The organism is Rhizobacter sp. J219 (assembly GCF_024700055.1).
Lineage (GTDB): Bacteria > Pseudomonadota > Gammaproteobacteria > Burkholderiales > Burkholderiaceae_C > Rhizobacter.
Window position 1 is genome coordinate 3,240,401 of sequence record NZ_JAJOND010000001.1, and the last position, 23,490, is coordinate 3,263,890.

The following is a 23,490-nucleotide window of genomic DNA, read 5'->3' on the forward strand; positions in this document are numbered from 1 at the left end:
CCCACCGCCGTCAGTGTGATGCCGTCAGATCATCGCGGCCGGGTCCACCTGCTCGGTGTGCGGACCTTGCCCGCCGGCGAGGAAGCGCGTCACGCGGCGCGGCTTCAGGAACACCTGGCTGCCGGTGGTGAGGCCGAGCTTCTCGCGCAGCGCGGTGTACTCGGCGCGCGCCATCTCCACGTCGACATAGCTGCCGTCGTCCTGGCGCTTGAATTCGATGCGCGTCTGCGGGCCGACGGTGAGCGCCTGCGAGAGCGTCACGGCCAGCGTGCCGTCGGAGGGCGTGGCCACGATCTCGAGTTCGTGCGGGCGCACGTAGCTCACCTCGTTGGGGTCGACATTGCCGCCCGGCGAGTGGCCGAATCGCCCGTGGAAGAGGTTCACGTCGCCGAGGAACTGCAGCACGAAGGGCGTGGCCGGGCGGTCGTAGACCTCGTCGGGCGTGCCGTCCTGTTCGATCTTGCCGAGGTTCATCACCACCACGCGGTCGGCGACTTCCATCGCTTCGTCCTGGTCATGGGTGACGAACACGCTGGTCACGTGCATCTCGTCGTGCAGGCGGCGCAGCCAGCGGCGCAGCTCCTTGCGCACCTTGGCATCGAGCGCGCCGAAAGGCTCGTCGAGCAGCAGCACCTTGGGCTCGACCGCCAGCGCGCGGGCAAGCGCGATGCGCTGGCGCTGGCCGCCCGAGAGCTGGTGCGGGTAACGGTCGGCCAGCCAGTCGAGCTGCACCAGCTTGAGCAGCTCCATCACCTTCTCCTTGATCTTGGCCTCGCTCGGGCGTGTGGCCTTGGGGCGCACGCGCAGGCCGAAGGCCACGTTCTCGAAGATGCTCATGTGGCCGAAGAGCGCGTAGTGCTGGAACACGAAGCCCACGTGGCGGTCGCGCACGTCGTCGAACGTGGCATCGGCGCCATGGAACGACACCGTGCCGGAGTCCGGCCGCTCCAGCCCCGCGATGATGCGCAGCAGCGAGGTCTTGCCCGAGCCCGACGGGCCCAGCAGCGCGACCAGTTCGCCCGACGGGATGTCGAGGTTGACGTTGTCGCAGACGACCGTCTTGCCGAAGGCCTTGTTGAGGTTGCGGATCTCGATGCTCATGCCACGTCCTTCATTCGCTTCTGCCTTCGGCCTCGCGTTTTTGCGCCTTCACGCGCTGCTCGACCAGGTACTTCAACACCAGCGTCACCAGCGCCAGCCCCGCCAGCAGCGAGGCCACGGCGAACGCGGCGGCAAACTGGTACTCGTTGTAGAGGATCTCGATGTGCAGCGGCATGGTGTTGGTCTGCCCGCGGATGTGACCCGACACCACGCTCACCGCGCCGAACTCGCCCATCGCCCGCGCGTTGCACAGGATCACGCCGTAGAGCAGCGCCCATTTCACGTTGGGCAACGTGACGCGCCAGAAGATCTGCCAGCCCGACGCACCGAGCACGCGGGCCGCCTCTTCCTGCTCGACACCCTGCGCCTGCATCAGCGGAATGAGTTCGCGGGCGATGAACGGGAAGGTCACGAACACCGTGGCCAGCACGATGCCGGGCAGCGCGAAGATGACCTTCATGTCGTGGTCGCGCAGCCATTCGCCAAACCAGCCCTGCAGGCCGAAGATCAGCACGTAGATCAGACCCGAGATCACCGGCGACACCGAGAACGGCAGGTCGATCAGCGTGAGCAGGAGGTCCTTGCCTCGGAAATCGAACTTCGCGATGCACCACGCGGCCGCCACGCCGAAGACGAGGTTGAGCGGCACCGAAATGGCCGCCGCCAGCAGCGTGAGCTTGATCGCCGACACCGCGTCGGCCTCGGTCACCGCGGCGAGGTAGACCTCGAAGCCCTTCTTGAAGGCCTCGAAGAACACCGACACCAGCGGCACGAAGAGGAAGAGCGTGAGGAAGAGCAGCGCGACGGTGATCAGTGTGCGCCGCACCCACGCCGGCTCGGCGGTGGCGTCGATGACATCGCGCACCGGCACGCGGCCGCCGGTGGAGTCGGAAGAAGCAAGGGGCAGAGCGCTCATGGCGGCGGCGTCCTCAGCGGCCCTGGCGCTTGCGCGTCCAGGCTTGCAGCAGGTTGATGGCCAGGAGCATCGCGAAGGCCGCGACCAGCATCACGACCGCGATGGCGGTGGCGCCGGTGTAGTCGTACTGCTCCAGCTTCGTGATGATGAGCAGCGGCGTGATCTCCGAGACCATCGGCATGTTGCCGGCAATGAAGATCACCGAGCCGTACTCGCCCAGCGCGCGTGCGAAGGCGAGCGCAAAACCGGTGAGCAGCGCCGGCGCGATGATAGGGAAGATCACCTTGGAGAAGGTCTGCCAGCGCGAGGCGCCGAGCGTCGCGGCGGCTTCTTCCAGCTCCTTGTGCATGTCTTCCAGCACCGGCTGCAAGGTGCGCACGACAAAGGGCAGGCCGATGAAGGTGAGCGCGACGAACACCCCGAGCGGCGTGAAGCTCACCTTGAAGGGGAGGAACTGGCCGATCCAGCCGTTGCCCGAATAGAGCGCGGTGAGCGCGATGCCGGCCACCGCCGTGGGCAGCGCGAACGGCAGGTCGACCAGCGCGTCGACGACCCGCTTGAACGGGAAGGTGTAGCGCACCAGCACCCAGGCCACGATCAGGCCGAAGAACGCGTTGAGCAAGGCCGCGGCGAACGATGCACCGAAGGTCAGCCGGTACGAGGCCAGCACACGCGGCGTGGCCACCGCCTCCCAGAAGGCAGGCCACGTCATCGTGAACGTCTTGAGGAACGCCGCCGACAGCGGGATCAGCACGATGAAGCTCAGGTAGAGCACCGTGAACCCGAGGGCGAGGTCGAAGCCGGGCAGCACGGAGTGCCGCCGCAGCAGGGTGCGAGACAGGAACATGGGAGCTGCGGTCTGCGCCGCTTATTTCTTGATGGCGGCGAGGATCTGGTCGTAGACCGCACCGTCGTCGAAGTGGTCCTTCTGGGCCTTGGTCCAGCCGCCGAAGGCTTCGTCGATGGTGAAGGTGTTGATCTTCGGGAAGTCCTTCGGGTACTTGGCGAGGATCTTGGCCGAGCGCGGGCGGATCTGGTTCTTGGCCGCGATCTCCTGCGCCTCGTCGCTCCACAGGAACTTGAGGTAGGCCTCGGCCTGCTTGCGCGTGCCCTTCTTGTCGACCACCTTGTCGATCACCGCCACCGGGTTCTCGGCCAGGATGCTCCACTTCGGGTAGACCACCTCGAAGTTGTCGCCGAACTCTTCCTTGATGAGGTTGATCTCGCTCTCGAAGGTGCACAGCGCATCGCCGATGTTGCGCTGCGCGAAGGTGGTGGTGGCAGCGCGGCCGCCGCCATCGAACACCGGCACATTGGCGAAGATCTTCTGCACCGTCTCGCGGGCCTGCGCCGGCGTGGCGCCGTTCTTCACGAGGCCACCCCATGCGGCCACATAGGTGTAGCGGCCGTTGCCGGTGATCTTCGGGTTGGGGATGACCACGCTCACCCCGGGCTTGGCGAGGTCGGCCCAGTCCTTGATGCCCTTGGGGTTGCCCTTGCGCACCAGGATCACGGTGGTCGAGGTCGTGGGTGCGCTGTTGTCGGGCAGGCGCTTGGCCCAGTCGGCGGGCAGCAGCTTGCCCTTGCTCGCGATGGCGTCGATGTCGCTCGACTGGTTCATCGTGACCACGTCGGCTTCCAGGCCGTCGATCACCGAGCGGGCCTGTTTGCTGGAGCCGCCATGCGACTGGTTGACCGACACGGTTTCGCCGGTCTGTGCCTTCCAGTGTTTGATGAAGGCGGGGTTGATTTCCTTGTAGAGACTCGCGCGCCACGTCGTAGCTCACGTTGAGCAGCGTGGGGCCGGAGGCCAGTGCGCCGGGGGCAACACTCAGCGCTGCCGCCGTGGTGGCAAGTCCGAGGACCGTACGGCGGGAGAGAACATGAGAAAAGCGCATGACGAAGGGCTCGCAAAGAAACAGAGCGGCGATGCTACGGCCACATCGAAACTCGGGAAACGACAAGATTTGAGTTTGCTTATTCGTTCCCCGAGTAGAGCCCCTGCCGGCAAACGGCTTACTTGCTTCGGGTGTAGATCTGGTCGAACACACCGCCGTCGGCGAAGTGCGTCTTCTGGGCCTTGGCCCAGCCACCGAACACCTGGTCGATCGTGAAGAGCTTCACGGCGGGGAACTGCTTGGCGTACTTGGCGGCGACCTTCGGGTCGGTGGGACGGTAGAAGTTCTTGGCGGCGATCTCCTGGCCTTCGGGCGTGTAGAGGTACTCGAGGTAGGCGGTCGCCACCTCGCGCGTGCCCTTCTTGTCGACCACCTTGTCGACCACCGCCACCGGCGGCTCGGCCAGGATGCTGGTCGGCGGGTAGACGATGTCGAACTTGTCCGCGCCAAATTCCTTGAGCGAGAGGTGGGCCTCGTTTTCCCAGGCCAGCAGCACGTCGCCTTGGCCACGCTCGGCGAAGGTCACGGTCGATCCGCGGGCGCCCGAGTCGAGCACGGGCACGTTCTGGAAGAGCTTGGTGATGTATTCCTTCGCCTTCGCCTCGCTGCCGCCCGGTTGCTGGAGCGCCCAGCCGTAGCCGGCGAGGTAGCCCCAGCGCGCGCCGCCCGAGGTCTTCGGGTTGGCGGTGATCACCGAGACCCCCGGCTTGACCAGGTCGCCCCAGTCCTTGATGCCCTTGGGGTTGCCCTTGCGCACGAGGAAGATGTAGGTCGAGGTGTAGGGCGAGCTGTTGTGCTTGAGGCGCTTTTGCCACTCGCGGTTGAGCAGCTTGCCGCGCTCGGCCACTTCGTCGATGTCATAGGCCAGGGCCAGCGTCACCACGTCGGCGTCGATGCCGTCAATCACCGAGCGGGCCTGCTTGCCCGAGCCGCCGTGCGACTGCTTGATCGTCACGTTGTCGCCGGTCTTCGCCTTCCAGTGCTTGGCGAAGGCGGCGTTGTATTCCTGGTAGAGCTCGCGGGTGGGGTCGTACGAGACGTTGAGGAGGGTCACGTCCTTGGCCGAAGCGGTGCCGGCCAGAAATGCCAGCGTGGTGGTGGCGAGCAGGGTGCGGATCGAAGTCTTCATGGTGAGGGTCACAGGAGGCCGATGGCCCGGACAGGCCGGGGATGCAGGGCATGCTAGGGAGCCGCACTTGATCGGAGAACGAAGAAAACAGCGTTTGCTTGCTCGCGAACCAACTAAGCGCGGGCGACACCAACCAGGTGGCACCGGGCTTTTCCGCGCCGCGCGTTGCTGGCGTGTAAAGACGTCAACGGGCCCGCTCGACAATCGTTGCTTCGAGTAGAAAGATGAACAGGTGACCCCATGAACCCTGCGCCCACGCCCCGCCGTCCCCGTTCGCACGCTCTGGTCCCGGCCGCTCTGGCCGCCGCCACGCTGATGGGCTGCGCCCAGATGCCCAGCGGCCCGACGGCCCATGTGATGCCCGGACCCAACAAGCCTTTCGAAGTCTTCATCGCCGACGACAAGATGTGCCGGGACTGGGCCCACAGCCGCATCGGCGGCCCCGGCAGCGATGCCGCTGCCCAGCGTTTCGCCGCCGCCACCGCCACCGGCGTGGTGCTCGGCGCCGCGGCGGGCGCGCTGATCGGCGGCAGCCATGGCAGCGCCGGCGTCGGTGCCGCGGTGGGCGGCATGACGGGTGCGGCGGTCGGCTCCGACCAGAGCAACTACGCCGCCGGCAGCGCGCAGCGCCGCTACGACATCGCCTACCAGCAGTGCATGTACGCCAAGGGCAACCAGGTGCCCGGCGTTGGCTACGCGGGCTACCGCACGGCGCCCGCGCCGGTGCCGCCCGCGCCTCCACGGCCGCCCGAGGGCATCCAGCCCCCGCCGCCCACGCGCTGACCCGAGGAGCCCGCCATGAACACCTGCCTCGCCACCCCGCTCCACGCCCTCACCCTGGCCGCGGCCTTGCTGGCCGGCCTGACCCCGGCCGTCGCCGATGCCCACCCGCGCGCGCGGGTCGGTGTGTGGATCGGCGGCCCGTTCTGGTGGCCCGGCTTCTGGGGCCCGCCGATGGTGGTGGAGCGCCCGGTGATCGTGCAGCCGCCGGCCGAGCCGCTCATCGTGCAACCGGCCCAGCAGGCCCACCTCTGGTACTACTGCCGCGAAGCGCAGATGTACTACCCGTACGTCACCTCCTGCCCGTCACCCTGGCAGGAAGTGCCGGCCACGCCCGCCCCTGCGACACCGGCCACCCCCGCCGCCGCGGCGGTGCCTGCGGCGCCCGCGGCCCCTGCCGCCCCGGCGCCGGCCGCTGCCGCCTCGCGCACGGCCCCAGCCCCGGTGCCGCCCGCGCCTCAGCGCTGAGGCTCGACCCGCGGGCGCCGCGGAACCTGAGCGACAACCTGGGCTTGCAAGGCGCGGAACAATCTCCGTTCCGCATGGCCTCGCGCCACTTCATGCACTCCAGCCTCAGGACTCCCATGTACACAGACGTCTCCCTGTTCATCGACGGCGAATGGACCGCCGGCACCAGCGGCAAGAGCGAGCCCATCCTCAATCCCGCGACCGGCCAGGTGCTGGCCCGCCTGCACCACGCCGGCGTCGCCGAACTCGACCGTGCACTGGCCGCCGCCGACAAGGGCTTCAAGACGTGGAAGGCGGTCTCGCCCTACGAGCGCTACAAGGTCCTGCGCAAGGCGGCCAACCTGATGCGTGAACGTGCCGACGAGATCGCCCCGCTGATGACGCTGGAGCAGGGCAAGCCGCTCGCTGAAGCGCGAATGGAAGCCCTCTCGGCCGGTGACCTGATCGACTGGTTCGCCGAAGAGGCGCGCCGCACCTACGGCCAGATCGTGCCCGCACGCGCCGAAGGCGTGAGCCAGCTCGTGATCAAGGAGCCGGTCGGCCCGGTCGCCGCCTTCACGCCGTGGAACTTCCCGATCAACCAGGCGGTGCGCAAGGTCTCGGCCGCGCTCGCCGCCGGCTGCTCGGTCATCCTGAAGGGCCCGGAAGAGACCCCGGCGAGCTGCGCCGCGCTGATCCGCGCGTATGCCGATGCGGGCGTACCGGCCGGGGTGATCAACCTCGTGTTCGGCGTGCCGAGCGAGATCTCCGAATACCTGATCCCGCACCCGGTGATCCGCAAGATCACCTTCACCGGCTCCACGCCGGTGGGCAAGAAGCTGGCCGCGCTCGCCGGCCAGCACATGAAGCGCATCACGATGGAGCTGGGCGGCCACGCCCCGGCCATCGTGTTCGAGGATGCCGACGTGGCGGCCGCAGCGAAGCAGCTGGCCGGCACCAAGTTCCGCAACGCCGGCCAAGTGTGCGTCTCGCCCACCCGCTTTCTGGTGCACGAATCGGTGTACCCGCAGTTCCTCGACGGCTTCGTCGCCGCGGCCTCGCAGATCAAGGTCGGCGATGGCCTGCAGAAAGAAACGCGCATGGGCCCGCTGGCCAACAGCCGGCGTGTCGAGGCGATGCAGCAGTTCGTCGACGACGCGGTGGCCAAGGGTGCGAAGGTGGCGCTCGGCGGCAAGCGTGGTGCGGGCGCCGGCTATTTCTTCGAGCCCACCGTGCTGACCGACGTGCCGGCCGACGCACGCATCCTGCACGAAGAGCCCTTCGGCCCGATCGCCCCCATCATGACCTTCAAGACCTACGACGAGGTGGTGACCGAAGCCAACCGCCTGCCGTTCGGCCTGGCAGCGTATGCGTTCACCAAGTCGCTCAAGACCGCGAACGCCATCGGCAGCGCGATCGAAAGCGGCATGGTGTCGATCAACCACTTCGGCCTGGCCTTGCCCGAGGTGCCCTTCGGCGGCATCAAGGATTCGGGCTACGGGACCGAAGGCGGCAGTGACGCGATCAACGCCTACCTCAACGCCAAGTTCGTGACGCAAACCGGGCTCTGATCCAGCCTCCGGCCGGGGGTGGCTATGGCCGCCATCGGCCGATTTGATGAGAATCGTTCTCATCCGAGGCCATACTGAACGCCATCCCAGCAAAGGAGTTCGTCATGGCCCGTCACGTCAAGAAAACCACCAGCTTCGCCGTGCTGCACTTCAGCGTGGCCTTCGGCGTCACCTATGCCATCACCGGCAGCTGGCAGGTCTCGGGGGCCGTCGCGCTGATCGAGCCGCTGGTCAACACCGTGGCCTTCTTCTTCCACGAGCTCGTGTGGTCGCGCCGCGCGCAACCGGCGCTCGCGCCGGTTCAGGCCGGGCGCTGAGCGCGCACCGCCTGCGCGAGCGCCGCGCGGGCCAGCAGGCGGGTGCTATCGAGCGTCGGCAGCGCGGTGTTGTGATCGCCCAGCATCAGTGGCAGCTCGGTGCACCCCAGCACGACCGCATCGCAGCCACGCGCGGCGAGCCGCTCGACGATGCGCTGCAGCGCCGCCACCGACACCGGCTTCACGATGCCGGGCACCAGCTCGTCCATGATGATGCGGCCGAGCGCATCGCGGTCGGCGTCGTCGGGCCGCACCGCCTCGATCCCGAACGCCTGCAGCGCCTGCGGGTAGACCTCGCTCTTCACCAGCCAGTGCGTGCCCAGCACGCCCACGCGGCGAAACCCCCGCGCGGCCGCCACACGCGCCACTTCGTCGGCGATGTGCAGCCAGGGCCGCGGTGAGCGAGGGGCGACCCGGTCGAAGGCCTGGTGGAGGGTGTTGTCCGGGCAGATCAGGAAGTCGGCGCCGATGGCTGCGAGCTTCGTCGCCGAGGCGAGCATCAGGTCGGCCACCCCTTGCAGATCGCCGCGGTCCAGGCGGTCCACATACGCCGCAAGTGACGGCGTGTGCATCGACACCTCGGGGTGCGCATGCGCCCGGCCCAGCAGCGCCGGCGCTTCGGCGCACAGCGTGCGGTAGCAAAGCGCGGCACCTTCGGCGGAACAGCCGACGATGCCGATGTGCAAGGGATCGTTCACAGGCTCAACTCCAGGAAGCGCAGGCCCGGCTCCAGCGAGAGCGCACGCGTGGCCGCCTGCTGCTGCGGCGGCGACAGGGCCTGCAGGAACTCGACCTGCCCCGCGACGCTCGTGGCGATCGGCACGCCACCGCGGTACAGCACCTTGGCGCCTGCGACACGCGGCAGCCTCGGCCCGGCGAGCACGGTGCCCAGCAGGTTGGCCGGGTCGGAGGCCGCCAGGCACACCAGATGCTCGTCGGGTGACTGGCGGCGCACCTGGCGCATCGCGGTGATGGCCTCGGGCAAGGCGAACTGCTCGCCGGTGCTGCCATCGATGAACCGGCCGCCGCGGATCTCACCGCGCGCTTCCAGTCGTCGGTAGACCCGCACCAGCTCGCGCCACGGCGGCAGCCACGCCGCCTCACGCTCGACGATGCGCCACGCGACCACCCCATAGCGGCGCAGCAGCACACGTGCCACGTGCTCGATCGCCTCGGCCGGCAGCGCGGCCTGCGTCGACACCGGCTGGCGCACAAGCGTCCAGCGGCCGGCGTCTTCGATGCTGAAGAGCGGGACACGCCGGCGCTGGCGCGACGCGGCCGTGGCCCGTTTTCCGGCCGGCACCAGCAAGGCGCGCAGGCCGGCGTAGCTGTCGCAGTTCACCCGGCCACGCACGACGAGTTCGCTCAGCGCTTCTTCCAGCTCGGCCTGCAGCAGGCGCGTGCCGTGGGCGATCTCGTCGAAGAACGACGCACCGTGTTCGGCCAGGTAGGCCACGGCACGCTGGGCGCGCGACGACAGCTGCGCATCGTCGGCGCCCGGCGGTGCGAGGCTCGCCCACAGCGCCGCGCTGCGGCGCGGCAGCAGCAGGAGGGGCGTCGACCGCAGCGAGGTGCCGGCGGCCCGCGTGTCGGCGGCCATCGGACGCAGGCGCATCCACAGCGTGCGGCCGGCGGTGCACAGGTCGTCGAGCCAGGCGCTGGAATAGTCCTTCACCCGCGCCGGCAGCAGCTCGGCCTCCCAAAGCGCCGCCGGGGCCTCGAAGCCTTCCAGCTGCGAGAGCACACCGGCGAGCGCCTCGGGCCCGCTGACACGGCTCTCGGCACCCACACGTTGCCACTCGAAGAGAAAGCGCGCGAAGTAGCGCGGCGAGACCGGCTCGATCTCGCGCCGCAGGCGCTTGAGCGTGTAGCGGTGGATGCGCGCGAGCAGGTGCCGCTCGCACCATTCGACATCCGGCGTGCCGGGCGTGAAGTGGCCCTGCATCACCGAACCTTCCGACTGCAGCGCCGACAGTGCGAACCCGATGTCCCCCACCGACACGGCGAACTGGCGTGCCAGCGTCTCGTCGCGCACCGGCCCGAGCGCGCTCAGGCGCGAACGCAGCAGTTCCTGCAAGGCCTCTTCGCGCGATGCAGGAGGCGTGTCGAAGCCCGCGGGGGCCTCGATGCGGGGGGCCAGCGCGGCCTGCGGATGCACGGCGCTCAAGAGCGCCAGCCGCTCGGCGGCCACCCACAGCACCGTACCCTCGGCTTGCAGCGCCGTCGCACGCTGCACACGGGCCAGCGCGTCGAGCCACGCCGCCCAGCCCTCGTTCTGCGCGGCCTCGTCTTGCGTGACGAAGCCCAGGCCGAGCAACACCTCGTGCATCTCGTCGGCATGCCGCGGTTGCGGCCAGGCTTCTTCGCGCACGCTGGCGATGGCCTCGGCATCGAGCTGCCCGAGCTCACCGGCCTCGCCTGCCGCATCGCCATATCGACGCGCCTGCACGGCCTGGGTGCGGCGCTCTTCGATCGGTGCATCGTCGAGGTAGGCGTAGGGCCGCGCGCTCAGGGCCTCGGCGGCGAGCGGCGAAGGCGCCGGCAGGTCGCGCACCACCACCCTCACCTCGCCTGACTCGATCCGGCGCAGCAGGGCGAGAAAGCCCTTGGCATCCATCGCGTCGTTCAGGCAGTCGGCGAGTGTCTGCGCGACCAGCGGGTGCTCGGGGATCTCGCGATCGCCGACGATGTTTTCGCCGCAGGCCACCTGGTCGGGGAAGATGGACGCGAGCAGGTCTTCGGAGCGCATGCGCTGCAGCTGCGGCGCGACCTTTCGCCCGCCGGTGAAGCGCGGCAACGCCAACGCATTCGTCGCGTTCCAGCGCCAGCGCGCACCGAAGAGCGGTGCATCGAGCAAGGCCTGCAGCAGCACGTCGAGCGCGGTGTGGCTGTGCAGATAGCGCGGCACCTCGTCGAGGGGGAAGCTGTGGCTGGTGGAGAGCGACAGCACGATCGCGTCTTCGGTCGCCGCCGCCTGCAGCTCGAAGTTGAACTGGCGGCAGAAGCGCTTGCGCAGCGCGAGGCCCCAGGCGCGGTTGAGGCGACTGCCGAAGGGCGAATGCACGATGAGCTGCATGCCGCCCGATTCGTCGAAGAATCGTTCGAGCACGATGCAGTTCTGCGTGGGCAGCTCGCCCAGCACCGCGACGGCACGCGCGAGGTGGTCGACGAGTTGGCGTGCGGCGTCGTCTCCCAGCCGCAGGGTGTCGACGAGCCAGTGGCGCGCGGCGTCGGCCCCCTGTTCGGCGAGCAGGCGCGCCAAGGCTTCGCGCAGGCGCGACACCCCGAGCGACAGTTCGTCGCTGCGTCCCGGCGCTTCGCCGAGCCAGAACGGGATGTTGGGCGGCGCGCCGTGCGCATCTTCCACACGCACACGGCCGGGTTCGATGCGCAGGATGCGGTAGCTGGTGTTGCCCAGCTGGAAGATGTCGCCGGCCAAGCTCTCGACCGCGAAGTCTTCGTTGACGGTGCCGACCTGCGTAGCCTGCGGCTCCAGCAGCACGGTGTAGTCGCCGGTTTCGGGAATCGTGCCGCCCGAGGTGAGCGCGGTCATGCGCGCGCCGCGCCGCTCGCGCAGGCGGTGGTGCACCGCGTCGCGGTGCACATAGGCGCCGCGCTGGCCATGGCGTGTGGTGTAGCCGTCGGCGAGCATGCGCACCACCTCGTCGAAGCGCTCACGCGACAGCGCGGCATAGGGCCAGGCGCGGCGCACGAGGTCGTAGAGCGCGGTCTCGTCCCACTCTTCGCAGGCGACCTCGGCCACGATCTGCTGGGCCAGCACGTCGAGCGGGGCGACGGGCACGTGCAAAGCGTCGAGCTCGCCGCGGCGCACGCAGTCGAGCAGGGCGGCGCACTCCACCAGCTCGTCACGCGACTGCGGGAAAAGCCGCGCCTTCGGCACCCCGCCCACTGCGTGGCCCGAGCGGCCCGCACGCTGCAGGAAGCTCGCGATCGAGCGCGGCGAGCCGAGCGGGCAGACCAGCTCCACATCGCCGATGTCGAGGCCGAGTTCCAGCGACGCGGTGGCGACGAGCAGCGTGAGTTCGCCGCGTTTGAGGCGCTGTTCGGCATCGAGCCGCGCCTCCTTGGCCAGGCTGCCATGGTGCGCCGCGACCGACTCCTTGCCGAGCAACTCGCCGAGATGCCGTGCCGCTCGCTCGGCCATGCGGCGCGTGTTGACGAAGACGAGCGTGGTGCGGTGCTCCTGCGCCATCGCGGCGACCTGGCGGTAGACCTGCTCCCACTGGTCATTGGACATCACCGCACCGAGCGGCGTGGGCGGCACAACGAGGGCGAGGTCGCGCTGCTTGGCGTAGCCAATGTCGACGATGTGGCAATCGGCCACGCCGTCGTGCACCGCGGCGCTGCCGACGAGAAAACGTGCCACCTCCTCGATCGGCTTTTGCGTGGCCGAAAGGCCGATGCGGCTCAGCCGCACGCCGCACAGGTGCTGCAGGCGTTCGAGCGAGAGTGCAAGATGGCTGCCGCGCTTGCCGTCGGCAACGGCATGGATCTCGTCGACGATCACTGCGCGCACGGTCGCGAGCATGCGGCGCCCCGACAGCGAGCCGAGCAGCACGTAGAGCGACTCGGGCGTGGTCACGAGGATGTGCGGCGGCCGCTTCAGGCTCAGCTGGCGCTCCCGCTGCGGCGTGTCGCCGGTGCGCACCGCGGTGCGGATCTCGACGTCGGGCAGGCCGAGCGCCCCCAATTCGGTGCGGATGCCGGCAAGCGGCGCTTCGAGGTTGAGGCGGATGTCGTTCGACAGGGCCTTGAGCGGCGAGACGTACACCACCACCGTCTCGTCGGGCAGCCCTTCCGGCCGCAAGCCCTGGCGCACCAGGCCATCGAGCGCGGCGAGGAAGGCCGTCAACGTCTTGCCCGAGCCGGTGGGTGCGGCGACGAGCGTGTGGCGGCCGGCCCGGATCGCAGGCCACGCGGCCGCCTGCGCCTCGGTCGGCGCCGGGAAGGTCTTCTGGAACCAGCGGGCAACGGCAGGGTGAAACTCTTGCAGCGGCATGGCGGGGTCAGCATATCGCCGTCTCCTGCCGCGCTGCTGCCAGGCCCTGAAGTCCTTGCACCAGGGTGGGCCACGGCATGGGGTTTGCCGCCCAGGGGTGTTGGATGCGTCACAGGAGTTCGCGATGCGCAAATCACCCGGCCATGAACGGCACCCCGAGCACCACGTGCGGGAACAGCCGCTGGGTTTGTGGATGAAAGTCGAGATCGATGGTGAGGTGATCGCGGATTCGATCGACGTGGTGCAGGTGGTGGAAGACCGCAACCCGGTGCGTTACTACTTCCCGCGCGACGATGTGGCGATGCGCCGGCTCGTGCGCTCCGACACCAGCACCGACTGCCCGTTCAAGGGCCGGGCGACCTACTACTCACTCAGGCTCGGCACCGGGCTGATGCGCGACGTGGCCTGGAGCTACGAAGACCCGTACGAAGAACATCAGGGTCTGCGGGGGCGCATTGCGTTCTGGGAAGAGCAGATTCCCACGCTGCTGATCGAACCGCGGCTCTAACCCGTCAACCGCACGGTTGACGGAACAGCGGGCGCTCGGCCCGCCGTCCCGCTCAGCGTCACTTGCTGTGATTGGCCTTGATGTCCTTCTTCTCGTTCTCGTAGATCATCTTCGCCTCGGCCTTCTCTTCCTTGGCCTGGGCGCGTGCGTGCTTCTTGCAGGCGTGTTCGGCCATGCCGTTGGCCGATGTCTCGCAGTCGGCCTTGTTCAGTTCCTTGTTCGCCTCGGCGACCTTCTTGCGGGCCTTGTATTCGCCCTTGGACTGCTCCTTGGCGTCCTTGCCGGCCTGCGTCAGGCCGCCGGGCGCCGTTTGCGGGGCGTTCGGTGCCGCGGTGCTTTCGGCGGTGTTCGGGGTGGTCTGTGCCACGGCCATGCCGCAGCCCAGGGTGGTCGCGACGATGGCGGCGAGTAGCTTCTTGCTCATGGATGTATCTCCTTCAGCGACTGGACACCCAGCCTGCCCCGGTCGTGGCAACTCGTGTTCCGGAACAGGCCTGCGCGGGCGGGACGCGGCGAGGTCTGAGATGATCCGGGGCGATGTCCGACACACCCTCTTCCTCTGCACCGCTGCTGGTGGTCTGTCTGTGCGCCGAATGGTGCGGCACCTGCCGCGACTACCGCAGCATCTTTGACGAAGCCGCGCAGGCGAATGCCGACATGCGCTTCGTGTGGGTCGACATCGAAGACGAGTCAGAGTTCGTCGACCCGGTCGAGGTGGAAAACTTTCCCACCTTGCTGGTCAGCGATGCCGATGGGGTGCGCTTCTTCGGCACCGTGCTGCCGCACAAGGACACCCTGTGGCGCCTGTTGCGCAGCGAGCGCGAAGGCCGCCGTGGTGGCGTCCACCCCGATGCCGAGGTGCAGGCGCTCGCCACGCGCCTGTGGTCACGCCCCTGAACGGCGCTTAGGCGGAAACCACCACCAGGCCGCCACCACCGCCAATCCGAAGAGCGTGTAGGCAGCGGTGAACACCCACGGCGGGGCTTGCCAGAACAGCAGCGCCTGCAGCCAGTACTCGATGAAGTTGCCAGCATAGGTGCTACCGCGAGCCTGGGTGCGCAGCCACATCTCGAGCGTGGTCAGCGGGCATACGACGCCCCACCAGGCTTCGGCGACCACCACACCGATGGTCGCGAGGTGGGCGAGCCTGAACCACCAGGCGTTGACCCAGGCCCATGCGCGCAGGTTGCCAAGGACGATCAGCGCGAGGCCCCCCACGACGAAGAGCACCAGTGACACGTGGAGCACGAGCACCGCGTCGGCGAGGAGTTGGTAGAGGCGCGCGTCATCCATGGGGTCGAAGCCGCCTGCTAGCGCCGCAGGCGAGGGGCTGCCTCACCGATGCGGCGAAGCCCGCCCGGCGTGTCGATGTGCGCCACCAGACCCGGCGAAGCGGCTTCGTGCACAGATAACTCGACGCCCGGCTCCGCCACCTGAAGCCCGTCGAGCACAGCGCGCAGCGCCGGAGCTTGCGGGTGCAGCAGTTCCAGCGCGGCGAGCCTGCAGCCCTTGTCCTCCAAACCCAAAGCAGGGTGGGCGTGGGTGTGCCACTGGATCAACGCCGGAGCCGCGCCGCCGAACGGCAGGTGACCCTCCGGCGGAATGGAGATGAGCCACTCCAGCGCCCCTCTGGACATCGTTTCGGCCACCCCCAGCGGCGCGGGGCTCGCGTTCAACGCCGCATGGATGTCGCCGGTGCGCGCCACCCAGCACGCAAGGCGGGGCCGACTCGTCGCCGAGAGTGCATCGAGCTCGAACCAGCGCGGGCGCATCGGCCGCGGGGCATCCGGGTTGACCGCTATCACCTCAAGGAAGATGGACTCACCGAGACGCAACAGCTGGTTGTGCGTCCCCATGCGCGGATGCTCACCCCCTGGCTGGGGCCTCAGCCCCAGGCATTCGAAGACCAACCCACCGCCCGCCTCCAGGGTCGGCGCCGTAATGGTGATGTGGTCGATGCGGCAGCTCTGCACGACGATCTCTCGGGCGACGCGTCAGGCCTTGGGTCCGCTGGGGCGGATCAAGGTCTGCTGAAACCAGGCTTCGTTCATCTGCGTCAGGAACTGCAACGTGATCGGATAGCCCGACTTGTCGCCAAGCACGGCTTCGCTACCGCACCTCGGACACATTGCGGTCTGGCCCTCGATGGCCTTGGGGTCGTCGGCGTTGTGCATGTCCAGGCCGGTCCAGCCCACCACCTCGTCGGGCGCAAATGTCTGCACGCAGTTGCAGCAACCGCAGACCTTGCTCTCCCGGACCTGCGACCAGTTGTTGGAGGTGTAGCGATACGCCGCCACAAGAGGATTTTTCATGTGTCGATGCCGGAGTTGCGAGTTCAGCGCGGGCAGTCGCGCATGCGGCGTAGCGTACCCAAGACAAGCCCTTGGCCACAGGGCCTCAAATGCAAAAAGGCCCGCACACGGCGGGCCTTTTGAGTTCTGGTTCTTCTTGCTGAATTTGGTTGCGGGGGCTGGATTTGAACCAACGACCTTTGGGTTATGAGCCCAACGAGCTACCAGACTGCTCCACCCCGCGACTGAGCCAAAGAGTGTAGCACAAGGTGACACCAATGTCGCCGCTGAACACGTGCCACGCGTAGGAGAAATGTCGACGAACCCCAAAGAAAAAGGGCCGGTGAAACCGGCCCTTTCGATGCTGCTGGAACGGCTTACTCAGCCTTGTCCGCGCCGGCTCCTTCAGCCGCAGGTTCCGGGCGGTCGACCAGTTCGACGAACGCCATCGGCGCGTTGTCGCCGACACGGAAACCCATCTTCAGGATGCGGGTGTAGCCGCCCGGGCGAGCCTTGTAGCGCGGGCCGGATTCATTGAAGAGCTTGGTCACGATGTCGCGGTCGCGCGTGCGGTCAAAGGCCAGGCGGCGGTTGGCCAGCGTCGGCTCCTTCGCCAAGGTGATCAGCGGCTCGACGACGCGGCGCAGTTCCTTGGCCTTGGGCAGGGTGGTCTTGATTGCTTCGTGCTGCAGCAGCGAATTGGTCATGTTGCGCAGCATGGCGAGGCGATGCTCGCTGGTGCGGTTGAGCTTACGAAGTCCGTGGCGGTGACGCATGGTGCTTTCCTTTCTTGACTATGAATACCGGCAGCCGTATCAGGTACTGCCGGGTGCACCGGGCTGTGGATCAGCCCTGTTGGGTTAACGCTTGTCCAGGCCTTGAGGCGGCCAGTTTTCGAGGCGAGCGCCGAGCGTGAGGCCACGCGAGGCCAGCACTTCCTTGATCTCGTTGAGCGACTTGCGGCCGAGGTTCGGCGTCTTCAGCAGCTCGGTCTCGGTACGCTGGATCAGGTCGCCGATGTAGTAGATGTTTTCGGCCTTCAGGCAGTTAGCCGAACGCACGGTGAGCTCGAAGCCATCGACCGGACGCAGCAGGATCGGATCGAACTGCGTGCTGCGCTGGGCCGGCGCGTCGAAGGCGGCGATTTCGCTGCCCTCGAGTTGCGCGAACACGGCGAGCTGCTCGACGAGGATCTTGGCCGAGGCGCGGATGGCTTCTTCCGGGGTGATGGCGCCGTTGGTGGCGATTTCCATCACGAGCTTGTCAAGGTCGGTACGCTGCTCAACGCGGGCGCTTTCCACCGTGTAGCTCACGCGCGAAACCGGCGAGAACGAGGCATCGAGCACGATGCGGCCGATCGACTTGGTCGGCTCATCGCCGTAGCGGCGCAGCGTGCCCGGCACGTAGCCGCGGCCCTTCTCGACCTTGATCTGCATGTCGAGCTTGCCGCCTTGCGACAGGTGGGCGATGACGTGCTCGGGGTTGATGATCTCGACGTCGTGCGGCGTCTGGATGTCGCCGGCGGTGACGGGGCCCTCGCCTTCCTTGCGCAGGACCAGCGTGACCTCATCGCGGTTGTGCAGGCGGAACACCACGCCCTTGAGGTTCAGCATGATGTGAACCACGTCTTCTTGCACGCCATCGATCGCCGAGTACTCGTGCAGCACGCCGGCGATGGTCACTTCGGTCGGCGCATACCCCACCATCGACGACAGCAGCACGCGACGCAGCGCGTTGCCCAGCGTGTGACCGTAGCCGCGCTCGAACGGCTCGAGCGTGACCTTGGCGCGGTTGCCGCCGAGCGGCTCCACATTGATGGCTTTGGGTTTGAGCAGGTTTGTTTGCATGAGGTCTTTCTTTCAATACCCTCGGTTCGTTACACCGATAAGGCTGAGGGACCAACCGCAACGGTGGGATGCCGCCGCGGACGTAGGGAACTCTAAAAACTCGCGAGCTCCTGGCTCGCGAAAGCCGCGCAGGCGCCCGAGGCGCCTTTCGCGGCCAGCGCGCACATCAGCGCGAATACAGTTCGACGATCAGCGCTTCCTTGATGTCGGCGCCGAACTCATCGCGATCCGGCGTCTTCTTGAACACGCCTTCCAGCTTGCTCGCATCGACCTGCACCCAGTTGGGCATGCCTTGCGATTCCGCAAGCTTCAGCGCGTCGGTGATGCGCAGCTGCTTCTTCGACTTTTCGCGCACGGCGACCACGTCACCGACCTTGACCGAGTAGGAGGCGATGTTCACGACCTGGCCGTTCACGGTGATGGCCTTGTGCGACACCAGCTGGCGGCCTTCGGCGCGCGTAGAACCGAAGCCCATGCGGTAGACCACATTGTCGAGGCGCGACTCGAGCAGGGTCAGCAGGTTGGCACCGGTGTTGCCCTTGCGGCGTTCGGCCTCGGCGAAATAGCGACGGAACTGACGCTCCAGAATGCCGTACATGCGCTTGACCTTCTGCTTCTCGCGCAGTTGCAGGCCGAAGTCGGAGGTACGCGAGCCGGAGGTGCGGCCGTGCTGGCCGGGCTTGCTGTCGAACTTGACCTTGTCCCCGATCGGGCGGCGAGCGCTCTTCAGGAAAAGATCGGTGCCTTCACGGCGGGCGAGTTTGCCCTTGGGTCCTAGGTAACGTGCCACGTTGCTTCCTTTGTCAATCTGACGCGTGCTTCACAGGGCAGCTCGCGCGAGTCTGGCGGGTTGTTTTATGGGCGCTCAGACGGTGGGCTTAAAGAAACCTTGCGGTTTCAGCAGAACCGCCGGCGAGCACCGTGAGGCACTGGCCGGCGACGAAAAACGATGCGAATCCTTAGATGCGGCGACGCTTCTGCGGGCGGCAACCGTTGTGCGGGACCGGTGTCACGTCCGAGATGGACGTGATGCGGATGCCCAGCGAAGCCAGTGCACGGACCGACGACTCCCGGCCCGGGCCCGGGCCCTTGATGCGCACGTCGAGGTTCTTGATGCCTTGCTCTTGCGCAGCGCGGCCCGCCACTTCAGCGGCCACCTGGGCGGCAAAAGGAGTCGATTTGCGCGAACCCTTGAAACCCTGGCCGCCGCTCGACGCCCACGACAGGGCGCCGCCCTGGCGGTCGGTGATGGTGATGATCGTGTTGTTGAACGACGCGTGGACGTGCGCGATGCCGTCCGCAACGTTCTTGCGGACCTTCTTGCGCACGCGCTGTGCGGCGGTGTTCTGGGGTGCTTTAGCCATATCGACCTTCTCTCTTGATGCTCGTCAGACTGCCGTGTGCCGAGCAGCGATCACTTCTTCACCAGGGCGCCGGACTTGCGCGGCCCCTTGCGGGTGCGTGCGTTCGTCTTCGTGCGCTGGCCGCGAACCGGCAGGCCGCGACGGTGGCGGAATCCGCGGTAGCAACCCAGGTCCATCAGGCGCTTGATGTTGATGGACATCTCGCGACGCAGATCGCCTTCGATCGTGAGCTTGCCGATCTCTTCGCGGATCTTTTCCAGATCGGCGTCGGTCAGGTCCTTGATTTTGCGATCGAAGGGAACGCCGCTGGCGCTACAGATCTTCTGCGCGGTCGTCCGGCCAATGCCGTAGATCGCAGTCAGGCCGATCTCGGCGTGCTTATGCGGCGGAATGTTGATACCAGCAATACGTGCCATGTGCTTCCTCTATTCGCTCTGTGCGTCGAAGGCGTTGCTCAGCCTTGGCGCTGCTTGTGACGCGGATCCGTGCAGATCACGCGCACCACGCCCTTGCGGCGGATGATCTTGCAATTCCGGCACATCTTCTTCACCGATGCTGCAACTTTCATTCTCTTCTCCTAGGCCTTCGTCAGACCGCTTCTCAAATCAGATCCGTTGTCACTTGGCGCGGAACACAATGCGTGCCCGCGTCAGGTCGTATGGCGTCAACTCGACCGTCACCTTGTCACCGGGAAGAATGCGGATGTAGTGCATGCGCATCTTTCCGGAGATGTGGCCCAGCACGATGTGCCCGTTTTCCAGCTTCACTCGGAACGTGGCGTTGGGGAGGTTCTCCAGAATCTCGCCCTGCATCTGAATGACGTCGTCTTTGGCCATGCCGTGTTGGGGTTCAGCTTGCCTTGAAACTTGCCTTCTTCAGCAGTGACTCGTACTGCTGACTCATCACATAACTCTGCACCTGGGCCCAGAAGTCCATCGTGACCACCACGATGATCAGCAGGGAGGTGCCACCGAAGTAGAACGGAACGTTGTACTTCAGCACGAGGAACTCGGGGAGCAAACACACCGCGGTGATGTAGATCGCACCGGCCAGTGTCAGACGCGACAGGATGCGGTCGATGTGACGTGCGGTCTGTTCACCGGGGCGAATGCCGGGAATGAAGGCGCCGCTCTTCTTTAGGTTGTCTGCGGTCTCACGGCTGTTGAAAACCAGCGCCGTATAGAAGAAGCAGAAGAACACGATGGCCGCGGCAAACAGCATCACGTAGATCGGCTGCCCTGGCGACAACGCGGCGGCAAGATCCTTCAGCCAGCGCAGGCTGTCGCCCGTGGCAAACCAGCCCACGATCGTGGCCGGCAGCAGGATGATCGACGAGGCGAAGATCGGCGGAATCACACCCGACATGTTCAGCTTGAGCGGCAGGTGCGACGACTGACCGCCGTAGACCTTGTTGCCCACCTGACGCTTGGCGTAGTTCACCAGGATCTTGCGTTGGCCACGCTCGACGAACACCACGATGTAGGTGACCGCACCCACCAGCACGACGATGAAGATGGCCACCAGGACGCTCATCGCGCCGGTACGCACCAGCTCCAGCAGGCCACCGATGGCGCTCGGCAAACCCGCGGCGATGCCGCCGAAGATCAGGATCGAGATGCCATTGCCCAAGCCACGCTCGGTGATCTGTTCACCCAGCCACATCAGGAACATCGTGCCTGCCACCAGGCTCACCACGGCGGTCATGCGGAAGCCGAAGCCCGGGCTGATGACGAGCCCGGGCGAGCCCTCAAGGGCGAGCGCAATGCCCAGCGCCTGGAACAGGGCCAAGCCGAGTGTGCCGTAGCGGGTGTATTGCGTGATCTTGCGGCGACCGGCCTCGCCTTCCTTCTTCAAGGCTTCGAGCGAGGGGATCACGTAGGTCATCAGTTGCATGATGATCGACGCGGAGATGTACGGCATGATGCCCAGCGCAAACACGGTGAAGCGTTGCAGCGCGCCGCCGGAGAAAACGTTCAGCAGACTGAGGATGCCCCCTTCCTGCGACTTGAACATCTCCTGCAGCTGGGCCGGGTCGATACCCGGCACCGGGATGTGCCCACCGATGCGGTACACCACGAGCGCGAGCAGCAAGAAGACAAGCCGACGACGGAGGTCGCCGAACTTGCCACTCTTGGCCAGCTGATTCGCGTTGGTTGCCACTGAGACCGTTTCCTATGAGGTCGGTTGCGTCAGGCGACTGAGCCGCCGGCCGCTTCGATCGCTGCCTTGGCGCCGGCGGTCGCGCCGATGCCCTTGAGCGAAACCTTCTTTGTCAGCTCACCCGACTTGATCACCTTCACCACTTTGGCGAGTTCACCCACGAGGCCAGCGGCCTTGAGTGCGAGCACGTCAACTTCGGCGGCGCCCAGGCGTTCCAGGTCCGTCAGGCTGATCTCGGCGTTGTACTTGAGCGAAGCCGACTTGAAACCACGCTTGGGCAGGCGACGCTGCAGCGGCATCTGGCCGCCTTCGAAGCCCACCTTGTGGTAGCCACCCGAACGCGACTTCTGACCCTTGTGGCCACGCCCGGCGGTCTTGCCCAGGCCCGAGCCGATGCCACGGCCGACGCGGCGGCGGGCGCGCTTCGAACCCTCTGCGGGCTTGATGGTGTTGAGTTCCATGTTCTTTCCTTGCCTCAGATCACCTTCACCAGGTACTGGACCTTGGTGATCATGCCGCGCACGGACGGGGTGTCTTCGAGCGTGGAGGTGCTGTTGAGCTTGCGCAGGCCCAGGCCACGCACGGTGGCGCGGTGCGATTCACGCGTGCCGGCGATGCTCCGCACGAGCTTCACGGTGACGGTCTTCTTGTCTGCTGCTGCCATGATGTTTCTCCGATCCCAGCCGTTCAGCTGGTGATCTCTTCGACCGTCAGGCCACGCTTGGCGGCGATCTCGGCCGGGGTGCTGATGTTCTTCAGCGCGTCGAGCGTGGCGCGAACCATGTTGTAGGGGTTCGACGAGCCGAGGCTCTTGCACACGATGTCGGTCACGCCCATCACCTCGAAGACGGCGCGCATCGGGCCGCCAGCGATGATGCCGTCACCAGGCTTGGCCGGAGCCATCAGCACGCGCGAGGCGCCGTGCTCACCGACCACCTTGTGGTGGATGGTGCCGTTTTTGAGCGAGACCTTGAACAAGTTGCGGCGGGCCGATTCCATGGCCTTCTGCACCGCGACCGGCACTTCCTTGGCCTTGCCCTTGCCCATGCCGATGCGACCATCGCCGTCACCGACCACGGTCAGCGCCGCGAAGCTCAGCGTGCGGCCGCCCTTCACCACCTTGGTGACGCGGTTCACCGCGATCATTTTTTCCTTCAGGCCGTCGTCGTTGCCTTCGGCTTGCGCGCGGGGAGTGAACTTTGCCATTTCAGTATTCCTTAGAACTGCAGGCCGGCTTCACGCGCGGCTTCAGCCAGGGCCTTCACGCGGCCGTGATAAGCGAAACCAGCGCGGTCGAACGCGACCTTCTCGATGCCGGCGGCCTTGGCCTTCTCGGCGATGCGCTTGCCGATCAGCGTGGCGGCGTTGACATTGCCACCCTTGCCAGCGGCGCCGAGTTCCTTGCGAACGTCGGCTTCGGCGGTCGAGGCGCTCGCCAGCACCTTGCTGCCGTCGTCGGAGATGACGTTGGCGTAGATGTGCAGATTGGTACGGAACACCGTCAGGCGGGCCACGCGCTGCACCGCAATGCGGGCGCGGGTCTGGCGGGAGCGGCGAATGCGCTGGTCCTTCTTGGTCAGTGACATGGTCGTCGCTCCTTACTTCTTCTTGGTCTCTTTGATCGTGACCTTCTCGTCCGCATAGCGGATGCCCTTGCCCTTGTACGGCTCGGGCGGGCGGATCGCGCGAACTTCAGCGGCGATCTGGCCCACGACTTGACGATCAGAACCCTTGATGATGATTTCGGTTTGCGTCGGGCACTCGACCTTGATGCCAGCCGGCATGTCTTTGGCGACGGGGTGCGAGAAACCGATCTGCAGGTTGAGCTTCTGGCCGGCGGCCTGGGCACGGAAGCCCACGCCCACCAGAGTCAGCTTGCGCTCGAAACCCTTGCTCACGCCGTTGACCATGTTATTCACCAGCGCACGCATGGTGCCGGACATGGCATCGGCCTCGACCGAATCGTTGGCCGGAACAAAGGTGACCTTGCCTTCGGCACTCTTGACGGTCACGAGTGAATTCACCGGACGCACCAGCGTGCCGAGCGAGCCCTTGATGCTGATCTGCTCAGCGGTGATCGACACATCCACACCCTTGGGGATGGCGATCGGCATTTTTCCAACGCGGGACATTGCTCTCTT

At 66.7% G+C, this 23,490-nt stretch carries 30 protein-coding genes and 1 tRNA gene; 6 read left to right on the forward strand and 25 right to left on the reverse strand.

Features of this window, described 5'->3' with window-relative positions; translation table 11 throughout:
* Positions 1 to 24: 24 nt before the first annotated feature.
* The 5 genes from LRS03_RS15070 to LRS03_RS15090 all read right to left on the reverse strand — a co-directional run bounded on the left by LRS03_RS15070 (position 25) and on the right by LRS03_RS15090 (position 5,044).
* Positions 25 to 1,101 carry a sulfate/molybdate ABC transporter ATP-binding protein gene (locus LRS03_RS15070; protein ID WP_257826405.1) on the reverse strand — a complete coding sequence of 359 codons (1,077 nt, stop codon included), beginning with the start codon at positions 1,099 to 1,101 and terminating at the stop codon, positions 25 to 27.
* 10 nt (positions 1,102 to 1,111) lie between these two features.
* Positions 1,112 to 2,017: a sulfate ABC transporter permease subunit CysW gene (cysW, locus tag LRS03_RS15075; protein ID WP_257826406.1), complete on the reverse strand. Its 906-nt coding sequence runs from the start codon at positions 2,015 to 2,017 to the stop codon at positions 1,112 to 1,114.
* A 13-nt stretch (positions 2,018 to 2,030) separates the two neighbouring features.
* On the reverse strand, positions 2,031 to 2,864 hold the full coding sequence (gene cysT / locus LRS03_RS15080; RefSeq protein WP_257826407.1) for a sulfate ABC transporter permease subunit CysT: 834 nt from the start codon (positions 2,862 to 2,864) through the stop codon (positions 2,031 to 2,033).
* A gap of 21 nt (positions 2,865 to 2,885) precedes the next feature.
* On the reverse strand, positions 2,886 to 3,767 hold the full coding sequence (locus LRS03_RS15085; RefSeq protein ID WP_308296481.1) for a sulfate ABC transporter substrate-binding protein: 882 nt from the start codon (positions 3,765 to 3,767) through the stop codon (positions 2,886 to 2,888).
* Between the two features lie 266 nt (positions 3,768 to 4,033).
* Positions 4,034 to 5,044 carry a sulfate ABC transporter substrate-binding protein gene (locus LRS03_RS15090; protein WP_257826408.1) on the reverse strand — a complete coding sequence of 337 codons (1,011 nt, stop codon included), beginning with the start codon at positions 5,042 to 5,044 and terminating at the stop codon, positions 4,034 to 4,036.
* A gap of 240 nt (positions 5,045 to 5,284) precedes the next feature.
* On the opposite strand from LRS03_RS15090, the gene LRS03_RS15095 reads away from it, so the two are divergent.
* The 4 genes from LRS03_RS15095 (at position 5,285) to LRS03_RS15110 (ending at position 8,159) form a co-directional block, all read left to right on the forward strand.
* Positions 5,285 to 5,827 (forward strand): glycine zipper domain-containing protein, encoded by a 543-nt coding sequence (locus LRS03_RS15095; RefSeq protein ID WP_257826409.1) that lies wholly within the window; start codon positions 5,285 to 5,287, stop codon positions 5,825 to 5,827.
* Between the two features lie 15 nt (positions 5,828 to 5,842).
* Positions 5,843 to 6,292, forward strand: a complete 450-nt coding sequence (locus LRS03_RS15100; protein ID WP_257826411.1) for a hypothetical protein — start codon at positions 5,843 to 5,845, stop codon at positions 6,290 to 6,292.
* Between the two features lie 116 nt (positions 6,293 to 6,408).
* Positions 6,409 to 7,842, forward strand: a complete 1,434-nt coding sequence (locus LRS03_RS15105; protein WP_257826412.1) for an NAD-dependent succinate-semialdehyde dehydrogenase — start codon at positions 6,409 to 6,411, stop codon at positions 7,840 to 7,842.
* Between the two features lie 104 nt (positions 7,843 to 7,946).
* Positions 7,947 to 8,159: a DUF2061 domain-containing protein gene (locus LRS03_RS15110; protein WP_257826413.1), complete on the forward strand. Its 213-nt coding sequence runs from the start codon at positions 7,947 to 7,949 to the stop codon at positions 8,157 to 8,159.
* Here the strand turns inward: LRS03_RS15110 and LRS03_RS15115 are convergent.
* Together LRS03_RS15115 and LRS03_RS15120 are read right to left on the reverse strand one after the other, a co-directional pair.
* A complete protein-coding gene (locus LRS03_RS15115) occupies positions 8,144 to 8,857 on the reverse strand; it encodes an aspartate/glutamate racemase family protein (RefSeq protein ID WP_257826414.1) in 714 nt (237 codons plus the stop codon). The genes LRS03_RS15110 and LRS03_RS15115 overlap by 16 nt on opposite strands.
* Complete coding sequence (locus LRS03_RS15120; RefSeq protein ID WP_257826415.1) at positions 8,854 to 13,179, reverse strand: DEAD/DEAH box helicase; 4,326 nt, start codon at positions 13,177 to 13,179, stop codon at positions 8,854 to 8,856. Before LRS03_RS15120 ends, LRS03_RS15115 begins: the two co-directional genes overlap by 4 nt.
* Before the next feature lie 124 nt (positions 13,180 to 13,303).
* Between LRS03_RS15120 and LRS03_RS15125 the strand changes: the two genes are divergently transcribed.
* On the forward strand, positions 13,304 to 13,687 hold the full coding sequence (locus LRS03_RS15125; RefSeq protein WP_257826417.1) for a DUF427 domain-containing protein: 384 nt from the start codon (positions 13,304 to 13,306) through the stop codon (positions 13,685 to 13,687).
* 58 nt (positions 13,688 to 13,745) lie between these two features.
* Here the strand turns inward: LRS03_RS15125 and LRS03_RS15130 are convergent, their stop codons facing one another.
* The gene (locus LRS03_RS15130; protein WP_257826419.1) at positions 13,746 to 14,111 is read right to left on the reverse strand and encodes a hypothetical protein; all 366 of its coding nucleotides are present in this window, start codon (positions 14,109 to 14,111) and stop codon (positions 13,746 to 13,748) included.
* Positions 14,112 to 14,224: 113 nt separating this feature from the next.
* On the opposite strand from LRS03_RS15130, the gene LRS03_RS15135 reads away from it, so the two are divergent.
* Positions 14,225 to 14,584 (forward strand): thioredoxin family protein, encoded by a 360-nt coding sequence (locus LRS03_RS15135; RefSeq protein WP_257826420.1) that lies wholly within the window; start codon positions 14,225 to 14,227, stop codon positions 14,582 to 14,584.
* On the opposite strand, the gene LRS03_RS15140 is transcribed toward LRS03_RS15135, so the two are convergent.
* From LRS03_RS15140 to rplF, 17 genes are all read right to left on the reverse strand, one after another.
* The gene (locus LRS03_RS15140; RefSeq protein ID WP_257826421.1) at positions 14,573 to 14,980 is read right to left on the reverse strand and encodes a DUF2784 domain-containing protein; all 408 of its coding nucleotides are present in this window, start codon (positions 14,978 to 14,980) and stop codon (positions 14,573 to 14,575) included. The genes LRS03_RS15135 and LRS03_RS15140 overlap by 12 nt on opposite strands.
* Positions 14,981 to 14,997: 17 nt before the next feature.
* Positions 14,998 to 15,660 carry a VOC family protein gene (locus LRS03_RS15145; RefSeq protein WP_257826422.1) on the reverse strand — a complete coding sequence of 221 codons (663 nt, stop codon included), beginning with the start codon at positions 15,658 to 15,660 and terminating at the stop codon, positions 14,998 to 15,000.
* A gap of 21 nt (positions 15,661 to 15,681) precedes the next feature.
* Positions 15,682 to 15,999 (reverse strand): hypothetical protein, encoded by a 318-nt coding sequence (locus LRS03_RS15150; protein ID WP_257826423.1) that lies wholly within the window; start codon positions 15,997 to 15,999, stop codon positions 15,682 to 15,684.
* A 146-nt stretch (positions 16,000 to 16,145) separates the two neighbouring features.
* Positions 16,146 to 16,222: transfer RNA gene (locus LRS03_RS15155), tRNA-Met, on the reverse strand.
* Between the two features lie 133 nt (positions 16,223 to 16,355).
* Positions 16,356 to 16,754 carry a 50S ribosomal protein L17 gene (gene rplQ, locus LRS03_RS15160; RefSeq protein WP_257826425.1) on the reverse strand — a complete coding sequence of 133 codons (399 nt, stop codon included), beginning with the start codon at positions 16,752 to 16,754 and terminating at the stop codon, positions 16,356 to 16,358.
* An 84-nt stretch (positions 16,755 to 16,838) separates the two neighbouring features.
* Positions 16,839 to 17,825, reverse strand: coding sequence for a DNA-directed RNA polymerase subunit alpha (locus tag LRS03_RS15165; protein ID WP_257826427.1), 987 nt, complete (start codon positions 17,823 to 17,825; stop codon positions 16,839 to 16,841).
* 166 nt (positions 17,826 to 17,991) lie between these two features.
* Positions 17,992 to 18,615, reverse strand: a complete 624-nt coding sequence (gene rpsD / locus LRS03_RS15170) for a 30S ribosomal protein S4 (protein ID WP_257826428.1) — start codon at positions 18,613 to 18,615, stop codon at positions 17,992 to 17,994.
* Positions 18,616 to 18,784: 169 nt separating this feature from the next.
* Entirely contained in the window at positions 18,785 to 19,189 is a 405-nt protein-coding gene (gene rpsK, locus LRS03_RS15175; RefSeq protein ID WP_201810385.1) for a 30S ribosomal protein S11, read from the reverse strand.
* 50 nt (positions 19,190 to 19,239) lie between these two features.
* Entirely contained in the window at positions 19,240 to 19,605 is a 366-nt protein-coding gene (gene rpsM, locus LRS03_RS15180) for a 30S ribosomal protein S13 (protein ID WP_257826429.1), read from the reverse strand.
* A 38-nt stretch (positions 19,606 to 19,643) separates the two neighbouring features.
* On the reverse strand, positions 19,644 to 19,757 hold the full coding sequence (rpmJ, locus tag LRS03_RS15185) for a 50S ribosomal protein L36 (protein WP_009548427.1): 114 nt from the start codon (positions 19,755 to 19,757) through the stop codon (positions 19,644 to 19,646).
* Between the two features lie 49 nt (positions 19,758 to 19,806).
* The gene (gene infA / locus LRS03_RS15190; RefSeq protein ID WP_047489367.1) at positions 19,807 to 20,025 is read right to left on the reverse strand and encodes a translation initiation factor IF-1; all 219 of its coding nucleotides are present in this window, start codon (positions 20,023 to 20,025) and stop codon (positions 19,807 to 19,809) included.
* A 13-nt stretch (positions 20,026 to 20,038) separates the two neighbouring features.
* Positions 20,039 to 21,349: a preprotein translocase subunit SecY gene (gene secY / locus LRS03_RS15195; RefSeq protein ID WP_257826431.1), complete on the reverse strand. Its 1,311-nt coding sequence runs from the start codon at positions 21,347 to 21,349 to the stop codon at positions 20,039 to 20,041.
* 29 nt (positions 21,350 to 21,378) lie between these two features.
* Positions 21,379 to 21,810 carry a 50S ribosomal protein L15 gene (gene rplO / locus LRS03_RS15200; protein WP_257826432.1) on the reverse strand — a complete coding sequence of 144 codons (432 nt, stop codon included), beginning with the start codon at positions 21,808 to 21,810 and terminating at the stop codon, positions 21,379 to 21,381.
* A 14-nt stretch (positions 21,811 to 21,824) separates the two neighbouring features.
* Positions 21,825 to 22,013: a 50S ribosomal protein L30 gene (rpmD, locus tag LRS03_RS15205; protein ID WP_257826433.1), complete on the reverse strand. Its 189-nt coding sequence runs from the start codon at positions 22,011 to 22,013 to the stop codon at positions 21,825 to 21,827.
* 23 nt (positions 22,014 to 22,036) lie between these two features.
* The gene (gene rpsE / locus LRS03_RS15210) at positions 22,037 to 22,555 is read right to left on the reverse strand and encodes a 30S ribosomal protein S5 (protein WP_201810366.1); all 519 of its coding nucleotides are present in this window, start codon (positions 22,553 to 22,555) and stop codon (positions 22,037 to 22,039) included.
* Between the two features lie 11 nt (positions 22,556 to 22,566).
* Positions 22,567 to 22,935, reverse strand: coding sequence for a 50S ribosomal protein L18 (gene rplR / locus LRS03_RS15215; RefSeq protein WP_257826435.1), 369 nt, complete (start codon positions 22,933 to 22,935; stop codon positions 22,567 to 22,569).
* A 12-nt stretch (positions 22,936 to 22,947) separates the two neighbouring features.
* On the reverse strand, positions 22,948 to 23,481 hold the full coding sequence (rplF, locus tag LRS03_RS15220; RefSeq protein ID WP_257826436.1) for a 50S ribosomal protein L6: 534 nt from the start codon (positions 23,479 to 23,481) through the stop codon (positions 22,948 to 22,950).
* Positions 23,482 to 23,490 lie beyond the last annotated feature (9 nt).

Bases quoted from the DNA above. Each gene is read 5' to 3' on its own strand.
- LRS03_RS15070 (WP_257826405.1), bottom strand. From the start codon at position 1,101: ATGAGCATCGAGATCCGCAACCTCAACAAGGCCTTCGGCAAGACGGTC.
- cysW (WP_257826406.1), bottom strand. From the start codon at position 2,017: ATGAGCGCTCTGCCCCTTGCTTCTTCCGACTCCACCGGCGGCCGCGTG.
- cysT (WP_257826407.1), bottom strand. From the start codon at position 2,864: ATGTTCCTGTCTCGCACCCTGCTGCGGCGGCACTCCGTGCTGCCCGGC.
- LRS03_RS15090 (WP_257826408.1), bottom strand. From the start codon at position 5,044: ATGAAGACTTCGATCCGCACCCTGCTCGCCACCACCACGCTGGCATTT.
- LRS03_RS15095 (WP_257826409.1), top strand. From the start codon at position 5,285: ATGAACCCTGCGCCCACGCCCCGCCGTCCCCGTTCGCACGCTCTGGTC.
- LRS03_RS15100 (WP_257826411.1), top strand. From the start codon at position 5,843: ATGAACACCTGCCTCGCCACCCCGCTCCACGCCCTCACCCTGGCCGCG.
- LRS03_RS15105 (WP_257826412.1), top strand. From the start codon at position 6,409: ATGTACACAGACGTCTCCCTGTTCATCGACGGCGAATGGACCGCCGGC.
- LRS03_RS15110 (WP_257826413.1), top strand. From the start codon at position 7,947: ATGGCCCGTCACGTCAAGAAAACCACCAGCTTCGCCGTGCTGCACTTC.
- LRS03_RS15120 (WP_257826415.1), bottom strand. From the start codon at position 13,179: ATGCCGCTGCAAGAGTTTCACCCTGCCGTTGCCCGCTGGTTCCAGAAG.
- LRS03_RS15125 (WP_257826417.1), top strand. From the start codon at position 13,304: ATGCGCAAATCACCCGGCCATGAACGGCACCCCGAGCACCACGTGCGG.
- LRS03_RS15130 (WP_257826419.1), bottom strand. From the start codon at position 14,111: ATGAGCAAGAAGCTACTCGCCGCCATCGTCGCGACCACCCTGGGCTGC.
- LRS03_RS15135 (WP_257826420.1), top strand. From the start codon at position 14,225: ATGTCCGACACACCCTCTTCCTCTGCACCGCTGCTGGTGGTCTGTCTG.
- LRS03_RS15140 (WP_257826421.1), bottom strand. From the start codon at position 14,980: ATGGATGACGCGCGCCTCTACCAACTCCTCGCCGACGCGGTGCTCGTG.
- LRS03_RS15150 (WP_257826423.1), bottom strand. From the start codon at position 15,999: ATGAAAAATCCTCTTGTGGCGGCGTATCGCTACACCTCCAACAACTGG.
- rplQ (WP_257826425.1), bottom strand. From the start codon at position 16,754: ATGCGTCACCGCCACGGACTTCGTAAGCTCAACCGCACCAGCGAGCAT.
- LRS03_RS15165 (WP_257826427.1), bottom strand. From the start codon at position 17,825: ATGCAAACAAACCTGCTCAAACCCAAAGCCATCAATGTGGAGCCGCTC.
- rpsK (WP_201810385.1), bottom strand. From the start codon at position 19,189: ATGGCTAAAGCACCCCAGAACACCGCCGCACAGCGCGTGCGCAAGAAG.
- rpsM (WP_257826429.1), bottom strand. From the start codon at position 19,605: ATGGCACGTATTGCTGGTATCAACATTCCGCCGCATAAGCACGCCGAG.
- rpmJ (WP_009548427.1), bottom strand. From the start codon at position 19,757: ATGAAAGTTGCAGCATCGGTGAAGAAGATGTGCCGGAATTGCAAGATC.
- infA (WP_047489367.1), bottom strand. From the start codon at position 20,025: ATGGCCAAAGACGACGTCATTCAGATGCAGGGCGAGATTCTGGAGAAC.
- rplO (WP_257826432.1), bottom strand. From the start codon at position 21,810: ATGGAACTCAACACCATCAAGCCCGCAGAGGGTTCGAAGCGCGCCCGC.
- rpmD (WP_257826433.1), bottom strand. From the start codon at position 22,013: ATGGCAGCAGCAGACAAGAAGACCGTCACCGTGAAGCTCGTGCGGAGC.
- rpsE (WP_201810366.1), bottom strand. From the start codon at position 22,555: ATGGCAAAGTTCACTCCCCGCGCGCAAGCCGAAGGCAACGACGACGGC.
- rplR (WP_257826435.1), bottom strand. From the start codon at position 22,935: ATGTCACTGACCAAGAAGGACCAGCGCATTCGCCGCTCCCGCCAGACC.
- rplF (WP_257826436.1), bottom strand. From the start codon at position 23,481: ATGTCCCGCGTTGGAAAAATGCCGATCGCCATCCCCAAGGGTGTGGAT.